The organism is Chitinophaga sp. HK235, from assembly GCF_018255755.1.
GTDB lineage: Bacteria > Bacteroidota > Bacteroidia > Chitinophagales > Chitinophagaceae > Chitinophaga.
In genome coordinates this window covers 3570023-3592849 of the sequence record NZ_CP073766.1, presented here as the reverse complement: position 1 = coordinate 3592849, position 22827 = coordinate 3570023, and the positions used below count along the sequence as shown (strand labels likewise).

22 protein-coding genes and 4 tRNA genes are annotated in these 22827 nt (G+C 46.7%); 13 read left to right on the top strand and 13 right to left on the bottom strand.

Features of this window, described 5'->3' with window-relative positions; translation table 11 throughout:
- Positions 1-127: 127 nt before the first annotated feature.
- On the bottom strand, positions 128-565 hold the full coding sequence (locus KD145_RS12700; protein ID WP_212006248.1) for a YciI family protein: 438 nt from the start codon (positions 563-565) through the stop codon (positions 128-130).
- A 168-nt stretch (positions 566-733) separates the two neighbouring features.
- On the opposite strand from KD145_RS12700, the gene KD145_RS12695 reads away from it, so the two are divergent.
- Positions 734-1912 carry an acyl-CoA dehydrogenase family protein gene (locus tag KD145_RS12695; protein WP_212006247.1) on the top strand — a complete coding sequence of 393 codons (1179 nt, stop codon included), beginning with the start codon at positions 734-736 and terminating at the stop codon, positions 1910-1912.
- 253 nt (positions 1913-2165) lie between these two features.
- The gene (locus KD145_RS12690) at positions 2166-3176 is read left to right on the top strand and encodes an FAD:protein FMN transferase (protein ID WP_212006246.1); all 1011 of its coding nucleotides are present in this window, start codon (positions 2166-2168) and stop codon (positions 3174-3176) included.
- 83 nt (positions 3177-3259) lie between these two features.
- Here KD145_RS12690 and KD145_RS12685 read toward each other — a convergent pair whose 3' ends face one another.
- The 7 genes from KD145_RS12685 to KD145_RS12655 form a co-directional block, all read right to left on the bottom strand.
- Positions 3260-3880 (bottom strand): outer membrane beta-barrel protein, encoded by a 621-nt coding sequence (locus KD145_RS12685; protein WP_212006245.1) that lies wholly within the window; start codon positions 3878-3880, stop codon positions 3260-3262.
- 31 nt (positions 3881-3911) lie between these two features.
- Positions 3912-4553 (bottom strand): DUF4136 domain-containing protein, encoded by a 642-nt coding sequence (locus tag KD145_RS12680; RefSeq protein WP_212006244.1) that lies wholly within the window; start codon positions 4551-4553, stop codon positions 3912-3914.
- A 234-nt stretch (positions 4554-4787) separates the two neighbouring features.
- Positions 4788-5417, bottom strand: a complete 630-nt coding sequence (locus KD145_RS12675) for an HAD family phosphatase (RefSeq protein WP_212006243.1) — start codon at positions 5415-5417, stop codon at positions 4788-4790.
- 39 nt (positions 5418-5456) lie between these two features.
- On the bottom strand, positions 5457-6749 hold the full coding sequence (locus tag KD145_RS12670) for a DUF2130 domain-containing protein (protein WP_212006242.1): 1293 nt from the start codon (positions 6747-6749) through the stop codon (positions 5457-5459).
- 285 nt (positions 6750-7034) lie between these two features.
- On the bottom strand, positions 7035-7367 hold the full coding sequence (locus KD145_RS12665) for a hypothetical protein (RefSeq protein ID WP_212006241.1): 333 nt from the start codon (positions 7365-7367) through the stop codon (positions 7035-7037).
- A 126-nt stretch (positions 7368-7493) separates the two neighbouring features.
- A tRNA-Leu gene (locus KD145_RS12660) sits at positions 7494-7577 on the bottom strand.
- 107 nt (positions 7578-7684) lie between these two features.
- Positions 7685-8833: a PAS domain-containing sensor histidine kinase gene (locus KD145_RS12655; RefSeq protein ID WP_212006240.1), complete on the bottom strand. Its 1149-nt coding sequence runs from the start codon at positions 8831-8833 to the stop codon at positions 7685-7687.
- A gap of 127 nt (positions 8834-8960) precedes the next feature.
- On the opposite strand from KD145_RS12655, the gene KD145_RS12650 reads away from it, so the two are divergent.
- On the top strand, positions 8961-9971 hold the full coding sequence (locus KD145_RS12650) for a glycosyltransferase family 2 protein (RefSeq protein WP_249219811.1): 1011 nt from the start codon (positions 8961-8963) through the stop codon (positions 9969-9971).
- A gap of 19 nt (positions 9972-9990) precedes the next feature.
- Here the strand turns inward: KD145_RS12650 and KD145_RS12645 are convergent, their stop codons facing one another.
- The gene (locus KD145_RS12645) at positions 9991-10308 is read right to left on the bottom strand and encodes a hypothetical protein (protein ID WP_212006238.1); all 318 of its coding nucleotides are present in this window, start codon (positions 10306-10308) and stop codon (positions 9991-9993) included.
- A gap of 257 nt (positions 10309-10565) precedes the next feature.
- Here KD145_RS12645 and KD145_RS12640 point away from each other — a divergent pair, with 257 nt between their 5' ends.
- The 4 genes from KD145_RS12640 to KD145_RS12625 all read left to right on the top strand — a co-directional run bounded on the left by KD145_RS12640 (position 10566) and on the right by KD145_RS12625 (position 12339).
- Positions 10566-11798, top strand: a complete 1233-nt coding sequence (locus KD145_RS12640; RefSeq protein ID WP_212006237.1) for a PepSY domain-containing protein — start codon at positions 10566-10568, stop codon at positions 11796-11798.
- A 214-nt stretch (positions 11799-12012) separates the two neighbouring features.
- A tRNA-Gly gene (locus tag KD145_RS12635) sits at positions 12013-12088 on the top strand.
- A 51-nt stretch (positions 12089-12139) separates the two neighbouring features.
- Positions 12140-12215 (top strand) — tRNA-Gly (locus KD145_RS12630).
- A 51-nt stretch (positions 12216-12266) separates the two neighbouring features.
- Positions 12267-12339: transfer RNA gene (locus KD145_RS12625), tRNA-Gly, on the top strand.
- Between the two features lie 458 nt (positions 12340-12797).
- On the opposite strand, the gene KD145_RS12620 is transcribed toward KD145_RS12625, so the two are convergent.
- Positions 12798-13967: a hypothetical protein gene (locus KD145_RS12620; protein ID WP_212006236.1), complete on the bottom strand. Its 1170-nt coding sequence runs from the start codon at positions 13965-13967 to the stop codon at positions 12798-12800.
- Positions 13964-14938 (bottom strand): DUF2157 domain-containing protein, encoded by a 975-nt coding sequence (locus tag KD145_RS12615; protein ID WP_212006235.1) that lies wholly within the window; start codon positions 14936-14938, stop codon positions 13964-13966. The genes KD145_RS12620 and KD145_RS12615 overlap by 4 nt, the downstream gene beginning before the upstream one ends.
- Before the next feature lie 88 nt (positions 14939-15026).
- Between KD145_RS12615 and KD145_RS12610 the strand changes: the two genes are divergently transcribed.
- Both KD145_RS12610 and KD145_RS12605 read left to right on the top strand, forming a co-directional pair.
- Positions 15027-15899, top strand: coding sequence for an SMP-30/gluconolactonase/LRE family protein (locus KD145_RS12610; protein WP_212006234.1), 873 nt, complete (start codon positions 15027-15029; stop codon positions 15897-15899).
- Between the two features lie 183 nt (positions 15900-16082).
- Positions 16083-16376, top strand: coding sequence for a GNAT family N-acetyltransferase (locus tag KD145_RS12605; protein ID WP_212006233.1), 294 nt, complete (start codon positions 16083-16085; stop codon positions 16374-16376).
- A 124-nt stretch (positions 16377-16500) separates the two neighbouring features.
- Here KD145_RS12605 and KD145_RS12600 read toward each other — a convergent pair whose 3' ends face one another.
- A complete protein-coding gene (locus KD145_RS12600; protein WP_212006232.1) occupies positions 16501-17001 on the bottom strand; it encodes an OmpH family outer membrane protein in 501 nt (166 codons plus the stop codon).
- Between the two features lie 278 nt (positions 17002-17279).
- On the opposite strand from KD145_RS12600, the gene KD145_RS12595 reads away from it, so the two are divergent.
- From KD145_RS12595 to KD145_RS12580, 4 genes are all read left to right on the top strand, one after another.
- Positions 17280-17855 (top strand): RNA polymerase sigma-70 factor, encoded by a 576-nt coding sequence (locus tag KD145_RS12595; RefSeq protein WP_212006231.1) that lies wholly within the window; start codon positions 17280-17282, stop codon positions 17853-17855.
- A gap of 10 nt (positions 17856-17865) precedes the next feature.
- Entirely contained in the window at positions 17866-18843 is a 978-nt protein-coding gene (locus KD145_RS12590; RefSeq protein ID WP_212006230.1) for a FecR domain-containing protein, read from the top strand.
- Positions 18844-18857: 14 nt separating this feature from the next.
- Positions 18858-20660 (top strand): carboxypeptidase-like regulatory domain-containing protein, encoded by a 1803-nt coding sequence (locus KD145_RS12585; RefSeq protein ID WP_212006229.1) that lies wholly within the window; start codon positions 18858-18860, stop codon positions 20658-20660.
- A 72-nt stretch (positions 20661-20732) separates the two neighbouring features.
- Positions 20733-21869 (top strand): hypothetical protein, encoded by a 1137-nt coding sequence (locus KD145_RS12580; protein ID WP_212006228.1) that lies wholly within the window; start codon positions 20733-20735, stop codon positions 21867-21869.
- Positions 21870-21936: 67 nt separating this feature from the next.
- On the opposite strand, the gene KD145_RS12575 is transcribed toward KD145_RS12580, so the two are convergent.
- Entirely contained in the window at positions 21937-22824 is an 888-nt protein-coding gene (locus KD145_RS12575; RefSeq protein WP_212006227.1) for a hypothetical protein, read from the bottom strand.
- Positions 22825-22827 lie beyond the last annotated feature (3 nt).

Here is a 22827-nt window from a genome sequence, read left to right as displayed (position 1 = left end):
GCTTTTAGTCGCAGCCCGGAAAAAATTTCTACTGGGGCTAAAAGTTAACCGCTGACAGGTTTTCAAAAAATATCTGCACGAAAAGAAAAGAGCATCTGTCTAAAAATAAAGGTTAACCCGCCAGCAATTATTTAAACAAACAATTCCGCTCCGTCCACCAGGGAAGCACTTCAAAACGCAGCCGTCCTGCTTTTACAGCAGGATCACTTTCCACCAGCTGCACCGCCTCCAGACTATCTTTACAGTTGAGGATAAACATACCTTTCAGATCACCATCATTGCCAAAAGGACCGGCAGTGATCAGTTTGCCGGCTTTGGCCAGCCGGGTAATATTTTGCAGATGGGCAGATTGAATTTTCGCGGCATCTTCCATATTCTGGTCCCGATGCGGGCCCGTTTTAAGGAAAACCATCCAGTAACACTTGATGTCCGGGTTGGGTACCGGTTTTTTATGAGTCACCATTCCGGAAAGAGAAACAGATTGTAATGGCGTAGGATGAAAGGTTATGATCACGAGGAACATAAACCCCATCAACAGCAGTGCAGGAATGATTTTGCTTGCCATAACCCCGAATTTAAACCGAAGATAGGGAACTTGTCATGAATAATAAATGACCCAATGCGAATTACGAATTGAAAACGAAGGCTTTAGTGAGGCCTTGCCCTTTTTCAATCCTGCAATTCGTATTTCGTAATTCGTAATTGGTTATATTGGGTTACTAAACCCAAATAGATGTCTAAAGATTTATTCCAGTCACCTGATTATTTTGCTGTAGATGGTTTGTTAACGGAAGAGCATCTGTTAATTCGTGATACAGTAAGGCAATGGGTAAAAAAAGAGATTTCACCCATTATTGAAGACTATTGCCAACGTGCGGCTTTCCCTTCGCACATCCTCAAAGGCCTGGGTGACCTGGGCTGTTTTGGCCCTACTGTCCCGCAGGAATACGGAGGTGGCGGTATGGACCATATTGCCTATGGACTGATGATGCAGGAGCTGGAAAGAGGCGACAGCGGTATCCGTTCTACCGCATCGGTACAGGGTTCGCTGGTGATGTATCCGATCTTTACTTTTGGCAGCGAAGCCCAGAAAAGAAAATATCTGCCCAAACTGGCCACCGGTGAGTGGATGGGCTGTTTCGGCCTCACAGAGCCGGACCACGGTTCCAACCCTGCCGACATGATCACCAACTTTAAAGAAGACGGCGATCACGTCATCCTCAACGGTGCCAAGATGTGGATATCCAATGCACCTTTTGCACAGATTGCTGTAGTATGGGCCAAAGATGAAGAAGGTGTTATCCGCGGCATCATCGTGGAAAGAGGTATGGAAGGATTTACCACCCCCGAAACAAAAGGTAAATGGAGCCTGCGCGCCAGCGCTACAGGGGAACTGGTATTTGATAATGTAAGAGTCCCCAAAGAAAATATACTTCCCGGCGTGAAAGGGTTAAAAGGGCCCCTCAGTTGTCTTTCTTCCGCGCGTTACGGTATTGCCTGGGGCGTGATCGGAGCAGCGATGGACTGTTATGATACCGCCCTCCGTTACTCTAAAGAACGGACACAATTTGGCCGCCCTATCGGTGGTTTTCAGCTCACCCAGAAGAAACTGGCGGAGATGATCACAGAAATTACCAAAGCACAGTTGCTCAACTGGCGTCTGGGCGTACTCAAAAACGAAGGCAAGGCCACACCGGCACAGATCTCCATGGCTAAACGCAATTCCTGCGAAGTGGCTACCAAAATCGCCCGCGATGCCCGTTCTATCCTGGGCGGCATGGGCATCACCGGAGAGTTCCCGGTTATGCGCCACATGATGAACCTGGAGAGTGTACTTACTTATGAAGGCACGCATGAAATTCATCTCTTAATCACCGGCATGGACGTGACGGGGATGGATGCTTTTAAATAATCCCTGGGCTAAATTTGATATAGGCTTTCCCGGGGTATATCCGGGACTAAAGCTCTGAACTTTGGTTTCAAACAAATTTAGCCCCGGGCTTCAGCTTCAAAAAATTTAGCTCTGAACTTCAGCTTCAAACATTCTTCGCTCTGAACTTCAGCTTCAAACAAATTTATCCCCGGGCTTCAGCCCGGGGATTTTCAAACAAAATATTATCTTACTCGCTGGTTATTATTTCCAATCAAAAAGGGACCAGCTTACCATGAGATTTTTATTACTGCTGACAGGTTTGTTCATGGCCACTGTGGCCAGTGCACAGGAGTTGCCGCTTAAACTGGCCGCCTGCGAAGGAAAGGCGCAAGGCACTTATTACATTGTGAAATACCTGACAACAGACACGGCATCACAGCAAAAGCGGATAGACTCTGTATTTGCGGTGATAGACCAGTCGTTGTCGTTGTATAAGCCTGGTTCGCTGATCAATCAGTTCAATGCTACCGGCCAGGTGACCATGGACGGGCATATGCAGGCGGTGGTAGAGAAGGCCTTGTTTGCCAGTAAAGCCACCCACGGTGTTTTTGATATTACCGTAAAGCCATTGGTATATCTCTGGGGATTTGGTGTTACCAAACCTGGCTTCAAAGGTGTGCCACCACCCGATAGTATAAAAAAAGCATTGTCGTATGTGGGTTACCGTTATCTGCGGGTAAAAGGGGATCATCTTTCTACCACCAAAAAAGGAGTTCAGATCGACTGTAATGGTATTGCTCAGGGCTATACGGTAGATGTGCTGGGAAAATTCCTGGAACAGCAGGGGATTCACAATTACCTGGTAGATGTAGGTGGAGAGCTGTGTGCAAAAGGCGTGAATCAGCAGGGAAAAACATGGCGGGTAGGTATAGAACGGCCAGCTCCCGGAGATACCACCTACGAACCAATCCAGGGGATGGTACAGTTGCAGAATAAAGGAATAGCCACCAGCGGCAATTATCGCCGTTTTTTTGACCAGGGACGCACCCGCTTTGCCCATACCATCGACCCCGCTACCGGTATTGCCCTGCACAACAATATCATCAGTGTGACGGTGATTGCAAAAGATTGTTTTACCGCAGATGCATTTGACAACCCGCTTATTCTGATGGGGGTAGAAAAGGGACTTCGTTTTATTGCGGAGCATCCGGAGCTGGGACTGGAAGCATTATACATTTATAAGGCAGCAGATGGTAGTATTAAAGAGGCTTACAGTAAAGGCTTTGCCAGTTATTTCATTTGATGCTGATAAAAAAATCCCGCTCCGTTTAATACGAAGCGGGAGACATCCTCACTTTTCCTCTTTCATGAATATGGATAAAAAGCTTAGTGGATATGAATTCTAAGCCCAATGTTTGCCTGAATGGAATTGTAGTTGGTGATATCATTGAACTTGTACGGTGAGTAGTTATAACGCACATTAGCGTTAAACATCACCGGAGAGTAAGCGCCAAAAGGCACGTTGATGCCTATTTCGGGGCTTACGATAAACTGCCAGCTGTTATTTTTCTCCACAAATTCGCCCCAATATTTTTCGTAGTTCATATTAGCCGCACCGATGCCGAGCAGGCCGTAGGGTATTACGGGACTGGTGGCTTTGGTGAAAGCATAACCTACAGTGGCCTGGAGGGGAATCACCTGCAGGGTGCGGGACTGTACGGTAGAAACATCGCCTTGTTTGTCAGGGTACACGGCACGTGGCAGTCTTTCGTAATAGTCCTGGAAGCCGCTGCGGAAGCCTACTGACAGGCGGTCGTTCAGCATATATTGCAGGCCGGCACTCCATCCGCGGAAGCTGGTTTTATTGCTATAATCTTTCAGTGAACCCAGTGGCTGGGCAATGGAATAGTTCAGGTCTATAGAAAGTGGTGGACGGCTTTGTGCAGATACCGCCTGAATAGCCATACATCCTGCCATCACCAGCAGCCAGTTTTTTATCTTTTTCATCGTCTAATCAGTTTAAAGTTTTTGAATCAGCTTATTTGCTTTTGCTCAGATAGGCAGACTGGGCAAATGAAGCCTGAACCATTGCATCCACATTGTTGGTGTTCCAGACGCCGGAACCGCGCCAGAGCGAATTCCAGATGACATTGAATTTGTCGTTCTGCGCATTTTTGAGATCGAAGAGATCGATAGCGGTTTGTTTTTCGTTTACCTGGAACACGTTATAGTAGGAAGGCCAGAACCAGCCACCACCGGGATATCCCCAGTAACCGGCATCCCAATAGCCGGGACCGCCCCACCATCCCGGGTTCCAGCTGATAGACGTATAGGAGTTGTCTATTCTGGTGAGGTTGATGCCAAGGTCTGGTTTGGCAGATTTATCTACCAGCGTGTAGCCACGTTGTTTCATGGCGGCGGTAACAGAAGCGATCAGTTGTTTGTCGTAGGTAGTCAGCGCTTTTTTAGCAGCGTCGCTGTTTCTGCTCAGCACCACCACAGAATCTACTATGCTGAAAGTGGAGTAGGAGGTGAAGTCAGCTTTGGCGTCGTGGTTGGTGATATAAATCCGTGACTCCTCATCTGTCATATCTTTTAAGGGGTCTTTACGACAGCTGCTGAATGAAAGCATTGCCATCACAACGGCAACAGCACTTAATAAATACATTGTTCTTTTCATATCCTCGCGTATTAATTTTTAAGGAATGGTCTCTTCCGTGTACAGGTTAACAGCGGAGTGCGTGTCAAATGTTAACAAATTTAACGCCGGTTGGCACGCGGCTGCAGGAAGTTTCCGTATCTCTTCTTGTTCAACGCTTTGGATGGGAAGATGTTACAAAAAGTTTAGTGCTGAATTGTTAAGGTAATCTTAAAATGAAATTGGGTTAACAAAATGAGCTTTTAACAAAGATGACTAATTTAATATGTTTTTTGTGATTAATGCATCTTTCAATTGCTCCGGGTGGATGAAGTGGATACTATCAATGCCGTGTTGCTCGGCCGCTTTAACGTTACGCAGGTTATCATCGATAAACAATGCTTTTTCGGCAGACACCTGGTATCTGTCGAGCAGCAGCTGGTAGAAAGCGGGATAGGGCTTGCGCTGTTTTTCACGGCCTGATACCACAATACCATCAAACCATTGCAGGAAAGGGAATTCGACCAGTGCGAGCGGGAAGGTTTCGTTAGACCAGTTGGTGAGTGCATAGAGTTTGTATTTGCCGCTCTCTTTCAGTTGGCGCAGTAACGTTACGGAATCAGCGATTTCACCGGCCAGCATTTCTTTCCAGCGGCCGTAAAATGCGCGTATATGCGCTTCATGTTGCGGATAAGTGGCTATCAGCATTTCGGTGCCTTCCTGCAGGCTTCTGCCTGCATCCTGTTCTTCATTCCAGTCGGATGTACAGATGTTTTGCAGGAAATTATCCATTTCTGCTTCAGTGGCAAATATCTTACGGTAAAGATAACGCGGGTTCCAGTCTATCAATACAGACCCCAGATCAAAAATAATCGTGTTGTATTCGTTGTTTATACGGCTTTTCATAGGTTAGTGAGACGATTTGAAAACAATTAGGTTTAAAGGTTATTCCAGTATTTCATCGGCGGCGTCTTCCAGTAGTTTGAGATCTACGGAGTCGCTGCCGGCGATACCTTCGATAGAGCCTTTTATATGGGCAGCGTTGAGTAATACTTTTTCAAGTTGTTTTTCGCGGGCTTTCCAGAGTTTTTCCATGGCGTCGCGTTCGCGTTGTATCGATAATTTCATCGACATAAAACCTTCTCTGATGGCTTTCCATTGTTCAGCAAATTCAATGCTGGTAAGGTAACCATAGAGCATGTGCATTTTGTCGCCTTTATTTTCCTGGGTGCGTACACTGGCAGCGATCTTAATGATACCATCCCGCAGGATATAAGCCAGCGCTTTTACTTCGGAGAAGGTACAGATCCATACGCCGTCTTTTTCTCCGAAACGCTCCATGTCTTTGGGCATGGTTTGGGTAACGAGGATGGCCACATCCACGCCCTGGCTGCGCATATCGGCTTTCAGTTTTTCGACCCAGTCGCGTGCAAATTCCTTGGTCCTTTTACTTTCGTAGATGATGCGGCCACATTCCTGGCCCAGGGAATTACGTACCAGCTGAACACAATCTGCTCCTCTTACACCTTTGCCTACAGGCGTTACTTCGTCGAACGGGAAAGTGCTGCGGAGCATTTCTTCCAGAACGAGTTCCTGTACTTCTCCCTGCAGCTGTGAAGAGCCTTGTTCAGCGCGGCGTTTCATCTCTTCGGCCAGTTTACGCTGGTCTTCCAGTTGTTTTTCCAGCTCGCGCATACGCAGCTGGTATTCGGTATCTTTAAGGCTGTTGCGTTCTGCTTCTTCCCGGCGGATTTTTTCTGCCAGTTCATTGCGTGATTCGAGCAGTTTTTTCTGGAGCTGGAGTTCCATTTCCTGTTCCCTGCTTTTCATTTCCTGTTCTTTCCGGAGAAATTCCAATTCCTGTCTGCGGGCTTCTTTCAGCCTGGCTTCCTGTTCCTGGTTGGCTTCGCGGAGCAGGGCTACCTGGTTGTCGAAATCAGCGGAAATGGATTTGCGCAGGTCTTCCGCCAGGGTGTCCTGCAGATGTTTTTTCTCTGCCAGCACCCTTTTGCTGATCTCGTCTTCCTGTTGAAGTCTGAGCGTTTCTATCTGCTGGCGTTCCTGCGCCATCTTTGTTTTTTCGGAAAGCAGGGAGTTTTTTTCGGCCTGCAGGGAATCCAGGCGCCTGCGCCATTCAGCTTCCATTTTCCCCCTCATTTCCTTTTCAATGTCTGCTGCAAAAGCATCCTCCATGACAAACTGGTGTTTGCAATTGGGACAGGTAATAGATGTTCCCATAATCTCAGTACAAAAATTATGTAAAGATAGGGTTTAGAAAGTTTGCCTGATGGGAATAAAAAAATGGAAGGAATACTACTTCCTTCCAGTACGCATGGTGAAACAAACAATGGTAAAAGTTATAGTCTCTTTTTCCTGTCTGGGGTATGGCTAAATTCAGTTTTTATTATTAGCCGGTTGTTAAGAAAAAATGAAGGAATTGTTAAGAAGCGAAAAGTAGTTAACATAATAACAATTGAAATTTATTGTAAGAATATGAATTTCAGTTGTTTGTGTGTGGGTGTGTTAATGTAGGGTTACAAATGTTAATTTGGTTGTGATTGTACCAGAAGCAGAAATGTTGTTGGTATTGTCAACAATAGAATATGAGTCACCTATATTCGCTCTTACTGTACCAAATCCACTATATACATAATCTGCATGTATGTTATTGATGTATATATCGGCCAGCGTTACATAATTACCATTTACATCCTGTACAACGAAACTATAGAGGTCCCATCTTCGAATGGTGGATTCATTATTGGTCTGAGCAGTTGTTTTGTAGTTCTTTAGCGTAGTAAAACTACTGCCACCAAGAAAGAGGATTAGCAGGAAAGATGAAATAAGCTTTTTCATAAGAATTAATTTCTATGAAGTTCGCAAATCCGGGTGCATCCTCCTGTAAGTGATTTAACTGTTTGAGTGTCTGTTGCTGTATAAAAACAAAAAACCCCGCTCCTGGAGCGGGGTTTTAGCAAGTCGTGCGAAGGAAGAGATTCGAACTCTCAAGCCCTTTCAGGCACTACCACCTCAAAGTAGCGCGTCTACCAATTTCGCCACCTTCGCATCTTTTCTGGTAGAATGGGCTGCAAAAATAAGGGCTTTTTAGAAATAAGCAAATTTATTTATGCTTTTTCTCAAAAATGTATTTTCCACAGCGGGGTAAAAATCGGCTACTTTCTAAGCAGGATGCGGAAAGTAGTGCCTTTATTTATTTCTGAAGATTTTACAAAAAGTCTTCCTTTATGGTATTCTTCGATGATTCTTTTGGCCAGGGAGAGGCCCAAACCCCAACCTCTTTTTTTGGTACTGAAGCCTGGCTTGAACACTTTTTCGAAGTTCATTTTAGGAATGCCCTTGCCGGTATCTGAGATATCGATGGTGACGAAAGTGGGATGATTTTCTATGTAGATATCTATTTTGCCGCTTCCTTCCATGGCATCCAGCGCGTTTTTTAAGAGGTTCTCCACTACCCAGTCGAAGAGCGGGGGAGAGATCATTACCGGCAGTTCCTTTTCGGTGGTATGTATGGAGAAGAATACTTTCTGTGGTGCTCTTTTACGGATGTAGGCCACCATGTTTTCCAGTTGTTCGAGTACATCCCTTTCTTCCAGTTTGGGGACGCTGCCTATTTTGGAGAAGCGGTCGGTGATCAGTTTAAGGCGGTCCACATCTTTGGCCAGTTCGGTGACCATCATCTGGTTGGCTTCATTTTCCCGGAGTATTTCCAGCCACGCTTCCATGGAGGACAGCGGGGTGCCCAGCTGGTGGGCTGTTTCCTTGGCAAGACCTACCCATACCTGGTTTTGGGTGGCTCTGTTGGTGCTGGAGAGTGCAAACAACACGAGGGCGATGAAGAGTGTTACCACCAGCAGCTGAACATAGGGGTAGTACCGCACCTGTTTGAGTATGAGGGAGTCGCCGTAGTAGATGTAGTTGTACAGTTTATGGCGGGCATCCACTTCCATGATAAAGGGAGGATGCTGTTTTTTGAAGGCGATCAACTGTTCTTTCAGGTATTGAGGATTTTGTGCGATGCGGATGGAGTCGAGGTTACGGCTGTCGCGGATGGTGCCTTGTTCGTCGGTGAGGATCAGTGGGATGGTGGTATTGGTGGTCACGATTTCCACGGCGAGGTTGAGATTGGCGTCTGAATCGGATTTGAGGAGTTCCCGGTTGGCTTCTACCCAGGTGGCTACTTTTTTTCGTTCTTCATCCTGAATTTTTCTCGACAAGCTGCTGGCAAACCATATTGTGGTCACGATGATGAGCACTGCTATGGAGGCCAGTACGAACTTCCACCCGATATATTGTTTAAACATAAATCTAATTTAAGCCTTATTCCGCTTTGATGATTCTGTATGATTAGCAAATATTAGAATCCTTTGTTGCATATTTGCATCTCTTAAATTAATTGTTCACGCATAAACGTAATATCCGTTGCCCATATTGCCGTCAGTTGCAGTTGTTATTTTAAATTGGAACGGGAAGGCTTTCCTGGAGAAGTTCCTGCCCTCGGTGTGCCGCTCTACGTATGGTAATCTGCAGCTGGTGCTGGCCGACAATGCTTCTACAGACGACAGTGTGGCGTTTGTACAGGCGCATTATCCGGCGGTCAGTATTATCCGAAACCCTGCGAATGATGGTTTTGCCGGTGGTTATAATGAAGCCCTGGCCCATGTGAAGGCTGATATATATGTGTTGCTGAATCAGGATGTGGAAGTAGAGCCGGGATGGATAGAGCCGGTGGTGACCCTGATGGAATCCGACCCGCGTATTGCTGCCTGTCAGCCTAAGATGCGGGCCTATCATCAGCCCGACGAGTTTGAGTACGCCGGTGCTGCCGGCGGCTGGATGGACGTTCTGGGCTATACTTTTTGCCGGGGACGTATTCTGTATACTACCGAAAAAGATAAAGGCCAGTACGATGATGCACAGGATATTTTCTGGGCTACCGGTGCAGCGTTGTTTATCCGTTCGGCCTGTTTTCATGAGGTAGGCGGATTTGACCGCGACTTCTTTGCCCATATGGAAGAGGTGGATCTGTGCTGGCGCCTGCAGCGGGCCGGTTACCGGATCTGCTATTGCCCCGGTTCCAAAGTATTCCACGTAGGTGGTGGCAGCCTGCCGCAAGGCAACCCCCGCAAGCTATATCTTAACTTCCGCAACAACCTGATGATGCTGTGGAAGAACCTGCATAGTGAAGACCGCTGGATCGTGCTTTTTCAGCGTTTTTTCCTGGACATCCTGGCGGCTGTGAAAAGCCTGGTGTCCGGCAAACCCAGGGATATGGCGGCCATCTACCGCGCCTACCGCGACTATTGCCGGTGGCGGAAAAAGTATGTTAAACAGGATAACCTGCCGGAAATGAAACTCATGCGGATGAAAGGAGTATTCCATGGTATCATGATCTGGCGGTATTATTTCCTGAGACACAAAAAATTCTCCGAGCTGATATGATATTGACAAAATATCTGTTTTAGCGGATAGATAAATCCAAAATATTTATTAGGTTTGCACCGGAAATAATCTGAATATGGAACATAACACTATAGAAAACAAGAATGACATCACCCGTAACAGGGTTTCCCGCTCCCGCTTCCTCTATTACGTGGGCCTGTTTTGTATCGTGGCATTCACACTGGGAGGTTGCTACAATCTTTATAAGCACAAATATCAAGGTAAACCTGAGGTGACCGTGCAGGAAAGTTCCTTGTACAATCCAAAATATAAATAAGCATACTGCTTTTACATAATTATCCGGGGCTGACCATTGGTCAGCCTTTTTTGTTGGCATCTCCCTATGGTTTTGTGTTCATGTTGGCATCTCGGTGGAGGTGGGGCATCTTCGGATTCATGAGGGCTGCAGAACAGTCTGTATACCCCTGGTAACGGGACTTTTAAAGACAAGCCGGACTATCACCCCTACGTTTAACCGGTTACTCCCTCCTTCCGTTTCTTTTCCTCATTGCGCAAATAATATTCCCGATAAGAGCAGGTCCGGAGCTGATAACCTATGATTTTTGCAGCGCCGGATATTCCCGGCCAGGCTTTATGAAAACAATGACCCAACCGAAAAAGAAGGAAGCAGGGAAACCCGGCAAAAAAAAATCCATGGCACGAACGGTGGTAGACAAGCTGCATCTGTGGCTGGGACTGGCTTCCGGCCTCATTGTGCTGATTATCAGTATTACCGGTTGTCTGTTTGTTTTCCAGCGGGAAATTAATGAGCTGGTATATCACCGGCAGTTGCAGGTAGTGCCGCAGGAGCAGACGTTGCCGCTGAGTGTGCTGCGCGACCATGCCCAGCAAGTCCTCGGAGCCGATAAACCGATACTTTCCATGACCACCTGGCGTCTTCCGGACCGGGCCTGGGAGTTTATGGCCTATAAGGGCAATGATACTGCCATCACCTATTTCGGGGCGGTGGAATACTACGAATCCGTACTGGTGAATCCCTATACCGGGCAGATAACAGGGAAGATCGACTACAAGCACAATTTTTTCAACATCGTTAAAAATATCCACTGGAGCCTACTGCTGAATACCAGGTACGGGCAGCCTGTAGTGGGATGGAGCACTGTTATCTTTGTGGTGCTGCTGATCACCGGGTTGATTATGTGGTGGCCCAAACGCTGGACCAAAGCGGCGCGCGACCAGAGCTTCAAAATCAAATGGAAGGCAGGTTTCAAAAGGATAAACTACGACCTGCATAATGTGCTGGGCTTCTATTCCCTGCTGGTGGCCCTGGTAATTGCACTCACGGGTATGGTATGGGCGTTTAAATGGTTTGAAGCTGCTGTATATGTGGCTGCATCCGGTACTACCACCGCTCCGGTATCGCCTGTTTACACTTCTGCCAAAACAACTGCAGGTGCCGGTAATCAGCCACTGGACATGGCTTTTAATACAGCTCAGCCGATGCTTAAAAACGTGGACCGTGTTTTCGTATATCCGGCAGCGTATCCCGAAGGTGTACATACGATTGGAGGATATAAAGGGAAGGATACTTATTTTGGTGCAGATGAACTGAAGTTTGACCAATATACCGGAAAGCTGCTGGGGCGCGAGGAATACAGGAAGAAAAACAGCGGGGAGAAACTGATTGCGATGAACTACGATATACATGTAGGTGCTATCGGCGGGCTGCCAGGTAAAATACTGGCCTTTATCATCAGTTTTATTTGTGCTTCCCTGCCGGTGACAGGCTTTTACATATGGTGGGGTAAACAGCGAAAAGCCCGGAAAAAGGCTGTGAAGCCGGCGGCGGGACTGAATACGATATAAATTCTATAATATTTTTTGTTGCCTTGTGAGCGGCTGTGGTATTGTGTTTGAGCGTGTTGTGTACAATAGTGTGCAAGATTTTTTTTGAAAAACGTTTGAAAAAAATTTTGTGTTTTCACTCCGTTTCCTATCTTTGCAACCCAATGAAAAACGATACACGGTAAAACAACACGCCGGAATCGTTATCAGACGGGAAAAAAGATCTTTATTATCAGCGGAAGTAGCTCATTTGGTAGAGCACGACCTTGCCAAGGTCGGGGTGGCCGGTTCGAGCCCGGTCTTCCGCTCCAGGTTGAAATGATCAATGATCGTTTTAGCAAACACAGTTCTTAGTCACTTTTGCGGAAGTAGCTCATTTGGTAGAGCACGACCTTGCCAAGGTCGGGGTGGCCGGTTCGAGCCCGGTCTTCCGCTCCAGGCTGAAATGATTAGTGATCGTTTCAGTAAACACAGTTCTTAGTCACTTTTGCGGAAGTAGCTCATTTGGTAGAGCACGACCTTGCCAAGGTCGGGGTGGCCGGTTCGAGCCCGGTCTTCCGCTCAAAGCCTGATCCAACGATCAGGCTTTTTTTATGCCCTGTACTGAAGGTTTCTGCTCAGCGGGCTGTTCGGTATTATACGCCGCCTTTTACTTGTTTTCAGATTGAAAAATAGCTCTAGCCTGGTGCTGCATGGTGTAGTATACAGCCACATTTTCTTGTTTATCAGATGGTAATACAAACCTGCCTGAGGCTGCATTATGCAGGATACAGCCGCATTCTCAGATATGTAATATAGATTAGTCTGGGGGCGTTGTGCAGTATACATCCGTATTTTCCTTATTTATCAGATATAATACAGACCAGCCCTGGGGGTGCATTTCCTTGCTTATCAGTTTGTAATGTGACTACCCGGAAGCCGTGTTGTACGGCCGTTTATCAGTGGCAATGCAGGTTAACCCGGGGACCTGTTGTGCAAGGCTATTTCACCTTGCACAACGGGGTGTTAAGGAGTGACGTACTAAAACTCGCCACTGGCACCGCCGCCGCCGCCGGAACCGCCGCCAAAGTTGTTCTGGGGAGGCTGGGTTTGGTCAGGCGTAAAGGTTTGTGCGATGATCAGCGACTCTATTTTCATGCTGTCTGCCATGCTGGCTTCGTCGGCTTCCTTGTAGGTAAAGCCGTATTTAGGCGTATGGAGGTATTTTATCAGCGCCCAGGCGCCGCCCGTGAGCATGATACCGGCCAATACCATGGCTATTTCCACCGGAGCCAGATGATGATAGCAACGCACCGTGAAAACAACCATGGAGACCAAAATAAGCCCGGTACGCAGCAGTACCGCATCTTTTTTCCGGATGCCGGAATAAAGATACAGCAGTGGAATAATCACGGTCAATATCCAGAAAATCCATCCACCGGGAATGCCTTGTCCGGGAGGAAGTTGCAGGTCAAACATAGTGTTGCTGGTTTCACGCACTACATAATAGTTACCTGCCAGGTACAGGGTGATCAATGAAAGGATGCGGAGGAGGGTCAGACTGTTCCGGTAATGCCGGAAGGCATGGCGTTTGATCCCTTGGGTCACTATCAGATAAATAGCAAGGGAGACGCCCATGATCACAAAAGGCATGATCATTTTGCCGGTATTACCCCATTTCAGTACTTGCAGGAAAATCAATGCCAGCAGGGAGATATAAACACCTGCAGCCGATACCATGTCTGCAAAGCGGAGGGTGGCCAGTGTGGTGAGTAACAGCATCACCATCGCGATGGTGGTGGCGCTGGGCGTCGTAGAATTGAAATCAAAGAGAATACCGGTGCTGAGTAAAGAGGTGGCCATCCATAATAGTGCTTCATTGATACCGGAATTGTAGCATTTTTTCTCACGAACAGCGAATTCGAGTATCCCATAGCAGACCAATCCGCAGAATACAACACCACCACGCAGCGCATTTTCGTTGTTGATACCGGTAGTAAGCAATACAAATCCAACGCTGAAGTTGACGCAGATAAGGGTGAGTATAAAGAGGCCGATCCGGATGACGGGATTGGGTGTATACAGATTGACCGGATGTGCCTTGCGGATTGTTTCCAGGGTTTCATTGCTGATACAGTGCTGACGGTGCGCTTTGGCCGCCTCTGTTTGTATGTCGAGATTGTCGAGCGTAGTGGAAGACCAGGCGATCATTGTTTGATTTTTTTGTTGAGATTGATTAACAGGAGGATGACAGCTATTGCTGAGCATATGGTATAAAACAGGGCCAGTATGAAGCCATCATCATTACGGATTGAAAAGAGTAATCTGAAGATCAGGATACTTAACCCGAAATACATATACAGTACTGAGAGCAAGGCGAAGTAAAAGGAGCGGTCGCGGAAAGCCCAGGTGTAACAGCGGTATCCGGCGCCGGCTATCAGCAGGAACCATAGCATATAGATAGGGCTGTCGAAGATACACATGGCCGCAAGCGCCGAGATGAAAAAGATATTGACCCCGAAGTTGTTGTAGGTGAAGGCAAAATGCGATTTGAAGTTTCTGCGGGCAGACAGTTCCGCCAGTAATACCAATGCCGCTCCCAATGCGATACCGGTGTAGATCAGCGTTTGGTTGCTGAAATCATTTTTCGAAAGTATCTGCATGGGTGTGATGGCAATACCGGCCCAGGCGGCCAGGTTGGTGATAGCCATAGACAGGATGCCCAGATGATCAAAGTAGTAAGCTGTAAAAAACAACACTACCAGCGGAATGAAGGTAGCCAGGCCATAGGCAGTGCCAAATGCGGTGTATTGGAACTGCAGGTAACCGATGAAGGTAACGAAGGTGAGGCTGCCTAACAGTAACGCATAATCGTAGAATGTGTTGGGCGAGACTGTTTTTTCATGGGAAAACGGGGGGCGGTGTTTGAAGCAGTATACATAGCTGCCTATGCATACCAGTGCAATGAACAATAAAATTACCTGGTGTCCGATAGTGTCTATGTTTTTGTAGACCAGGATGCCCAGGCCTCCGCTGAGGAGTAATACGCCCAGATAGAGGATTGTCTTGATTTCCCAGTGCAGGGAAAAAAGCCGGTTGTTTTCTGCGGTGGTAATGCGTTGCATTTCCTCTTCGCTGATCAGTCCTTCTTTTTGGAGTTTGGAGAAAGTGTCAATATTCATGTATGATAGTTACGAAGTACGAATTACGTTTATTTCCGCTTAAAACGCAATGTTTCCTTATTCATAATTTCTTTACTATTTTGGAAGTATGCAGATTTATCAATCAGAACTATTTTCCCAGGGCCCTTTTGAATTGGGGGAAGGCGCCTTCTGGTGGCCGGAGCGGTCATCCTGGTGTTGGGTAGACATCCTGGGGCATTCCCTGTACATAATGGACAAAAAAGGTCATCGCACAAAATATCATATAGGCGAGTACGTGAGTATGATGGTGCCGGTACAAGGTAGCCAGGAATTGTTGCTGGGCTTACAGGGCCGTGTGGTACGTTTTTCGCCGGAGCATGGGCTGGGCCGTACTTTGGCTGTCCTCGACGGTAATCCCAGCCTGCGCTGCAATGATGGAAAATGTGATCCTGCAGGGCGTTTGTGGATAGGGACCATGCACCTGATCACGCAGAAAGACAACGGAGCACTGTATTGTGTGGAGCATAACCGGCCGCCGCTGATCAAAATAGCGCAGGTCAGCATTTCCAATGGAATCGTTTGGTATGGCGACCGGATGTATTTTAATGATACCGCTACCAATATGGTAAAGGAATATGCGTATGAGGTGAATTCAGGAGAGATCCGTTTTGTGAGGAATGCAGTGGTTATACCCGGAGAGCTGGGTTGTCCGGATGGTATGACGATAGATGAGGAGGGTATGTTGTGGGTAGCACACTGGGGCGGTGGTGGCGTATATCGCTGGAATCCGGTCAACGGGGAGCTGCTGGGCAAGATTGAGGTGCCGGCATTGCAGGTGTCTTCCTGTGTTTTTGGCGGCCCGGATATGCAGGAAATGCTGATTACTACCGCGCGGGAGCATATGACGGCTCAACAAATCGCGGCTTATCCATTGAGTGGGAGTGTGTTTCACGCCAGACTTCCGTTTAAAGGACTGCCTGTTAATTACTTTAGATATTAATTATTTTTACATATAAATGTTCCACGGTTTTCTGCTATATTTTTAGTACCTTTGTGACTATGTACGAGCTTTCAAGGGTATTTTAATACCACATATGCTATCTTATTTCAACTTCCCTTATTGAGATACTTTCCCTTTAGTACGCTACGAGAACATCACAAGTGTAAAAACTAATGAATGATCATGAAGGATTTCAAAATTATTGACAACAAGGAGGCCAGGCAGTTTGAGGCGCATATTGCCGGACAGCTGGCCAAGGTTATTTATGAGAAAAATGGCAGCCGTATTTTCCTGACGGGCGCAGAAGTGCCGCCTACATTGGAAAAACAAGGTATATTGCCGTTAATGCTGGGAAAAGTGATGGAGGAGATTTCTGCACAGAATATCCGTATGGTCCCTTCCAGCAAAAAGGTAGCAGAGTTTGTGCGTAGTAATCCGCAGTGGAAAACATTGCTGGCGCACGGTCTGCACATATAGTTTGAACGTTTTGATCTGGTGATGGATTATCCGGTTGTATGAAGATGCATACTTATCCTGAATGGCGGAAGGAGAAGTAACAACTAATATTACAGACAACCGGGCAAGCCCATCACCAGATTTTTTATTTCAGGCCCAGTTTGGCTTTTACAGGAGCCATCAGATCGTCGGCATCTGCACCAATCAACACTTCATCTTTGGAATTATCGATTACCAGCGTGTAGCCTTTTTCGGTAGCTATCGCTTTCAGCGCCTTTTTAGCTTTGTCCATGATAGGAATCAGCAGCTGCTGATCTTTGGCGCCCAGTTTCTCCTCCATCCGCTGGCGGTAGTCCTGTATGCTGGCCTGCGCATCCTGCAATTCCTTCTCTTTCATCGCTTTAATCTGTTCAGTCCATTTAGCGCTCAGGCTGTCGTATTCCTGTAATTTGCGGGTGTATTCCGCTACAAGATACTGACCATCCTTAGCCAGCTCCTGCTGATATTTCTGCAGGGTATCGGTGGCCTGTTTGGTTTCAGGCATGGCTGCGATCAGTTGCTGGAAATTGATGTACGCGGTCTTCTGCGAAAAAGCAGCAGTGCTCATGAACAACAACAGTGCGACAGTTGTGTACCAAAATTTCATAATATTCTTTTGAACAATATTATGGAATAGTTGTATAAGATAATGTTAAATTGCGTGTTCAAAGCGGCAAAACGCGCAAAAAGAAGAGACACAGCAGCCGTCTGATAAGGGAAATTTTGCGGAAACAAACGGAATCCAGGCACAACGGGCCAGCTTTATTCTTTACTAGAAAATTTTATTCCTTCGCATAGGGGTATCCTTTCCTAACGGTGTCGTTTAGAAAAGCATTTCAATTGGCAGAAGGAATTATATTTGACTTAAGTTATCAAAACCTCAGCATGGAGTTGCAATATCCAGGTAATACTTCGTTACTGGAAAAAGAAGACACATTAACCTTTGAGCAGGCATTTAAATCCCATTTTAAAGGTCTGCATGCCTATGCCTGCACTATATTGAAAGATGATGTAATGGCAGAAGAAATGGTTCAGAACGTATTCTGTAAACTGTGGGAGAAATCCGGAGAGATAAAGATCAAACAATCCATCGCCGGCTACCTCTACAGAGCAGTATACCATGAAAGCATCAATTATCTGCGACATCAGAAAGTTAAAGCCAACCACCAGGCGCATACACAGTATCAGATGAGCAACAACAGGGATACCGGCAATACCTCCGGCAAAGTGACCATGAGGGAACTGGAAGAAAAACTGGACAAAGCACTCCGCGAACTGCCGGAGAAATGCAGGACCGTATTTCAGTTGAGCCGTTTTGAGGAATTAAAATACCAGGAAATAGCAGACCGGCTGGACATCTCCATCAAAACAGTGGAAAATCAGATGGGAAAAGCATTACGGCTGCTCAGGCTCAACCTGGTAGACTTCCTTCCCCTGTTACTTATATTGCTCCATCTCTAAACTTTTATCAGTGAAAACACACAAAGACCATATAAATGATGATCTCCTGGTAAAATACATGCTGGGCATTACCACCCCGGCAGAGCAGGAAGAGATAACAGCATGGATAGCAGAAGATCCGGCCCATCAGCAGTATTATGAACATTTCCGGCTGATATGGGAACAAAGTAAAAAACTGGCTGCTGTGAGCACGGTGAACGAAGAGGATGCCTGGCAACGTTTCCAGCAACGGGTGGGTGCCAGCGAACAACAGTCTGAAGCCCGCATCATCAAACCTAACTTCTCCTTCTGGCGCCGTAATCTCAGCATTGCCGCCACACTCCTGGTACTGTTGGGCGCCGCCGGTTTCTGGTATATGAAAACCCAACAGCAGCATGTGATATATGCCAATAACAGCGTAAAACAGGATGTCCTGCCTGATGGCTCTCAGGTAACGCTGAACAAACAATCTTCCATCTCCTACGTTGGCTCCTTTAACAAGGAAAGGCATGTGAAACTGGAAGGAGAGGCTTTCTTCAACGTAGCCCAGGACCCCGGCCATCCTTTTGTGATCAGGGTAAATGACGTAACAGTAAAAGTATTGGGTACTTCCTTTAATATCAAAAATGCCAATGGCAAAACAGAAGTGATCGTGGAATCCGGTTCTGTAGAAGTGAGCAAACGCCACAACAGCATACAGCTGCAGAAAAACGAAAAAGCCGTGGTGGCCGATGATGACGCTGCTCCTGTAAAACAGCAGAATACCGATGAACTGTACAACTACTACCGTACAAAATCATTCGTGTGCAACAATACACCGCTGTGGAAACTGGTGGCAAGCCTCAACGAAGCCTATGGCGTGAATATCGTGATCGCCGATAACGACAAGCGTGACCAACCCATCAGCGTGACCTTCAGTAACAGCTCTCTCGACAGTGCCCTTCAGATCATCGGTATTACCTATGGTATTACAGTAGAACAAAACGGGTCTAACATCACATTGAAATAACGCCGCTATACAGTATGTTACTTAACAGAATATTTTTATCGATAGTACTGGCGTTTTTTCTTTCTGTGCAGGTACAGGCCCAGAGCCTGCTCAACAAGACCGTCACGGTGGAAGCCAGAAAACAGAAACTGTCGGATGTACTGAACATCATCTCCAAACAAGGGAATTTTTACTTTTCCTATATCAGTACCATCCTTCCGCAGGACAGCCTGGTCAGCATCTCTGCAAAAAATAAAACAGTCCGGCAAATACTCGATCAGTTGTTTGAAGGAGAGTATATGTATAAAGAGTCGGGCAACTATATCATTCTCTTCAAAAAAACATCCGGACAAAGTTATTATCAGATAACGGGTGTCGTCACGGACACGAAGACGGGGCAGCGGGTACCCAATGCCAGCGTGTATGAACGACAGCAACTTATATCTACTTTAACGAACAACGACGGTTACTTCAGGCTGCGGTTACGGGACAAAAGTCCCACCGCAGCCATCAGCATTAGTAAGGAGCTGTATTCAGATACGTCTCTGCTGATCAATACCGGCCATGACCAGGAGTTGAGTATTACCATTTCACCAGCCAGTTATCAGCTGAAAACGGTGGAGGTCACCGGGCATATGCAGGTGGAAAGGACCTGGCTGGGTAAAATGCTGTTATCTTCCCGTCAGAAGGTGCAGAGCCTTAACCTGGGCGCGTTCCTGGCCGATAAGCCTTATCAGGCTTCACTGGCCCCGGGATTGGGCACCCATGGCAGAATGAGCGGACAGGTGATCAATAAATTCTCCATCAATTTGATAGGTGGTTATACTGCTGGTGTAGACGGCTTTGAGCTGGGCAACGTGTTTAATATCGTGAAAGGTAATGTGCAATACGTGCAGCTCGCTGGTGTGACTAATATAGTGGGGGGAAAAACCAAAGGTGTACAGGTAGCCGGTATACACAACAATGTACTTGACTCTGTGAAAGGCGTACAGGTAGCAGGTGTCAGCAATGTGGTGGATGGCAACCTGGCAGGAGCACAGGTAAGCGGCGTTGTTGGGGAAGTAGGTGGTAATATGGAAGGCGTGCAGGTGAATGGTGTGATTGGTATTGTAAAAGGAAATACCAACGGTGTGCAGGTGTCCTGCATCGGCAATTCTACCCACAAGGCATTGGAGGGCTGGCAGGTGGGCAGTGTCTATAACTACACCTCCCAGGATGCGAAAGGAGCGCAGATTTCCGCTATCAGTAATATCAGCCACGGAACCATGACTGGTCTGCAGCTGGGTACTATCTTTAACTATGCCAGACATCTTAAAGGTGTACAGATAGGGCTGGTAAATATTGCCGACACCTCTTCCGGCTACAGCATAGGATTGGTGAACATTGTAAAACACGGCTATCATAAATTATCGCTTTACAGCAATGACCTGGTCAACTATAACGTTGCCTGGAAAACGGGTTACAAAAAGTTCTACAGCATATTGTTTGCAGGATTCAGTCCTGGTAATAAAAAGGTATTTACTGTCGGGTATGGTATTGGGAAAGAGATTGTCTTTAACCGACATCTTTTTCTGACTGCAGAAGCAACCGGACAAACACTTTTTATTGATGGCAGCGACTCACAGGTATACCGTTTGCAGCCATTACTGAACTATAGACTCACCCGCTGGCTCTCTGTATTTGCAGGTCCTTCCCTGGCTTTTCATATTTATGATGAAAAGTGGAAAACCAAAGATGGGTATTTGTCTCAGATACCTGCTACTGGTTATCCTTCCTTTAAGATGGGGGATGGAGCCACCGGATGGTTAGGATGGCAGGCTGGTATCAATATTTTCTGATTTTTAAAAAATGGCATAGGGGTATCTGTTTATTGACGTGTCGTTATTCTGTACGAATTAATATACACTGATATGAGAACAACGACCTTAGCCAAAATTATTATTTTATCCCTCATCGCCATTTCTAACCTTGCCACAAAAGTATCCGGACAATCTCCGCTGACAAGGCCCGCGCATGTGGGCCTGATATATCCGATCAGTACTAATGGTAAAGATGCGCCTGCTTATACGAACCAGTTTTCGCTGCATGTTTTTGCAGGAGTGTCCAAAGCGGAGACTGGTGCAGCAGTGGCCGGTATTTCAAATATTGTCAAAGAAAATGTCAGCGGTGCTGTGGTAGCCGGTTTTTCCAACCATATCGGCAATATCACCAGAGGTGTCAGTGTAGCGGGTTTTATGAATACCGTACATAACAAGGCACAGGGTGCGATGGTAGCTGGCTTCATAAACTCGGCCAAAGAGCTGAAAGGCTATCAGGTAGCCGGTTTTGGCAATTTTGCTGCTAAAGGTGATACCAGTTCCGGGCAGTTGGCGGGTTTCCTCAACAGAGGAGATACAGCTCAACTCAGCATTGCCGGATTTGGAAACATGCACCGTGCCGCTAAAGTACAACTTGCCGGTTTTATCAATGCTAACGGAAATGCACATACGCAGATTGCCGGTTTTATGAACATTGCCAAAAAAGTAAAAGGTGTGCAGGTAGCTGGTTTCCTGAATATCGCTGACAGCAGCGACTATTCTATTGGTATCATCAACATTGTGAAGAATGGAGAAAAACAGTTCAGCCTGAGTATTGATGAAACCACCACTACCATCCTGTCATTTAAATCCGGTGGCCGTGTGATGTATGGTATCATTGGTGTGGGTTATAATTTTAAGGATGCAGACACGCGATATGCCATCCAGGCGGGTATAGGAGCACATTTGTTTGCGGGGCCACGTTTCCGTATCAACGTAGAAGCTACTTCCACCGCACTTACAGACTTCAGCAAATGGCAATACCACAAACAAACACTGGCCATTCTTCCGGCCTGGCGCCTGGGCAGCAGGGTAGAAGTGTTTGCAGGGCCTACTTTCAATCATGTGTACTCGAAAGATGGTGTAGGCGAGGACTTATCAGGATACTACCTCTGGTCTAAACACTATCGCAATAATAAGTTCTGGGGTGATTATATTGGGGGAACAGCAGGTGTGCAGGTGAAACTGTAATCCTGTTGATGCAGAAAGTTAAAACAGCAAAGACGTATCAATGCATTACGTCTTTGCTATTTTTTTATCAGTACTTCTTTGATAATGGTATCAGCAGCACATTACCTTCCATCATGGCCGGCGTGATGATATTACCGTTGTTATCTACCGTGAAATCTGCTGGGCCTGCAATGGGTTCATGGTTCACGGTGGTGATCTCTTTACTTTTCAGGTCCAGCTGGAGGATGACACCTTTCTTTTCGAAGGCTACCCAGTCGGATATCAGCAGGGCCGTTTTTTGACGGTTGAGTATGATGCCATCGTAATAACCGGTGCGGCTGGTGAGCAGCACAAATTTCTTATCGGCAGGCGTCAGGTCTATATAACCGATTTCTCCGTTGGGCTTGCCGGCAGTGCCGAAGCCGCAGGCATACAACCGGTTTTGTTTGCTGTCGTATATCACGCCGTTAGCTCCTTTCACCGGGTTGGAGAAAATCAACTCTTCATAGCGGGGAGACTTGCCCAGGTGAACGATAAATATTTTACTGATATCCGAAGCAGATACGAAGAGAGTAGAATCGTCTTTGGCAGCCATGTCATTGAGCAGTGTAGCGCCGGTAGCGGCCATATCGAGTGTAAATACCTGTTTGCCGTTGCTGAGATCAAAGCCTTTGATCTGGTCCACATCTGTTACATAGAAGATGTTGTTTAGTACCCAGCTGCCTTTGGGTGCGTCCAGTCCGCTGGCAAACACGCTGATATTACCTTTGCCATCCATTTTATAGATAAATCCGTCACCGTCTTTTTTGGAAGGATCTCCACCGGTATCAGTGATGTAGTAGTTTTTGCCACTGATATAAACACTTTCAGGGGCTTTCATGGGAGTGCGGTTGAGTTTAAATTGTTGTGCGAAACCTGCCGTAGCAGCTGTCAGCAGGGGGAACAGAAGGGCTGCGGCTCTGTGGATTGTTTTCATGTA

Coding starts and splice junctions, on each gene's coding strand:
- KD145_RS12620 (WP_212006236.1), bottom strand. CDS start 13,967: ATGATCGCCTGGTCTTCCACTACGCTCGACAATCTCGACATACAAACA.
- KD145_RS12665 (WP_212006241.1), bottom strand. CDS start 7,367: ATGAAAAAGCTTATTTCATCTTTCCTGCTAATCCTCTTTCTTGGTGGC.
- KD145_RS12595 (WP_212006231.1), top strand. CDS start 17,280: ATGGAGTTGCAATATCCAGGTAATACTTCGTTACTGGAAAAAGAAGAC.
- KD145_RS12640 (WP_212006237.1), top strand. CDS start 10,566: ATGAAAACAATGACCCAACCGAAAAAGAAGGAAGCAGGGAAACCCGGC.
- KD145_RS12685 (WP_212006245.1), bottom strand. CDS start 3,880: ATGAAAAAGATAAAAAACTGGCTGCTGGTGATGGCAGGATGTATGGCT.
- KD145_RS12680 (WP_212006244.1), bottom strand. CDS start 4,553: ATGAAAAGAACAATGTATTTATTAAGTGCTGTTGCCGTTGTGATGGCA.
- KD145_RS12690 (WP_212006246.1), top strand. CDS start 2,166: ATGAGATTTTTATTACTGCTGACAGGTTTGTTCATGGCCACTGTGGCC.
- KD145_RS12675 (WP_212006243.1), bottom strand. CDS start 5,417: ATGAAAAGCCGTATAAACAACGAATACAACACGATTATTTTTGATCTG.
- KD145_RS12645 (WP_212006238.1), bottom strand. CDS start 10,308: ATGCCAACAAAAAAGGCTGACCAATGGTCAGCCCCGGATAATTATGTA.
- KD145_RS12615 (WP_212006235.1), bottom strand. CDS start 14,938: ATGAATATTGACACTTTCTCCAAACTCCAAAAAGAAGGACTGATCAGC.
- KD145_RS12575 (WP_212006227.1), bottom strand. CDS start 22,824: ATGAAAACAATCCACAGAGCCGCAGCCCTTCTGTTCCCCCTGCTGACA.
- KD145_RS12585 (WP_212006229.1), top strand. CDS start 18,858: ATGTTACTTAACAGAATATTTTTATCGATAGTACTGGCGTTTTTTCTT.
- KD145_RS12605 (WP_212006233.1), top strand. CDS start 16,083: ATGAAGGATTTCAAAATTATTGACAACAAGGAGGCCAGGCAGTTTGAG.
- KD145_RS12695 (WP_212006247.1), top strand. CDS start 734: ATGTCTAAAGATTTATTCCAGTCACCTGATTATTTTGCTGTAGATGGT.
- KD145_RS12600 (WP_212006232.1), bottom strand. CDS start 17,001: ATGAAATTTTGGTACACAACTGTCGCACTGTTGTTGTTCATGAGCACT.
- KD145_RS12655 (WP_212006240.1), bottom strand. CDS start 8,833: ATGTTTAAACAATATATCGGGTGGAAGTTCGTACTGGCCTCCATAGCA.
- KD145_RS12610 (WP_212006234.1), top strand. CDS start 15,027: ATGCAGATTTATCAATCAGAACTATTTTCCCAGGGCCCTTTTGAATTG.
- KD145_RS12700 (WP_212006248.1), bottom strand. CDS start 565: ATGGCAAGCAAAATCATTCCTGCACTGCTGTTGATGGGGTTTATGTTC.
- KD145_RS12580 (WP_212006228.1), top strand. CDS start 20,733: ATGAGAACAACGACCTTAGCCAAAATTATTATTTTATCCCTCATCGCC.
- KD145_RS12670 (WP_212006242.1), bottom strand. CDS start 6,749: ATGGGAACATCTATTACCTGTCCCAATTGCAAACACCAGTTTGTCATG.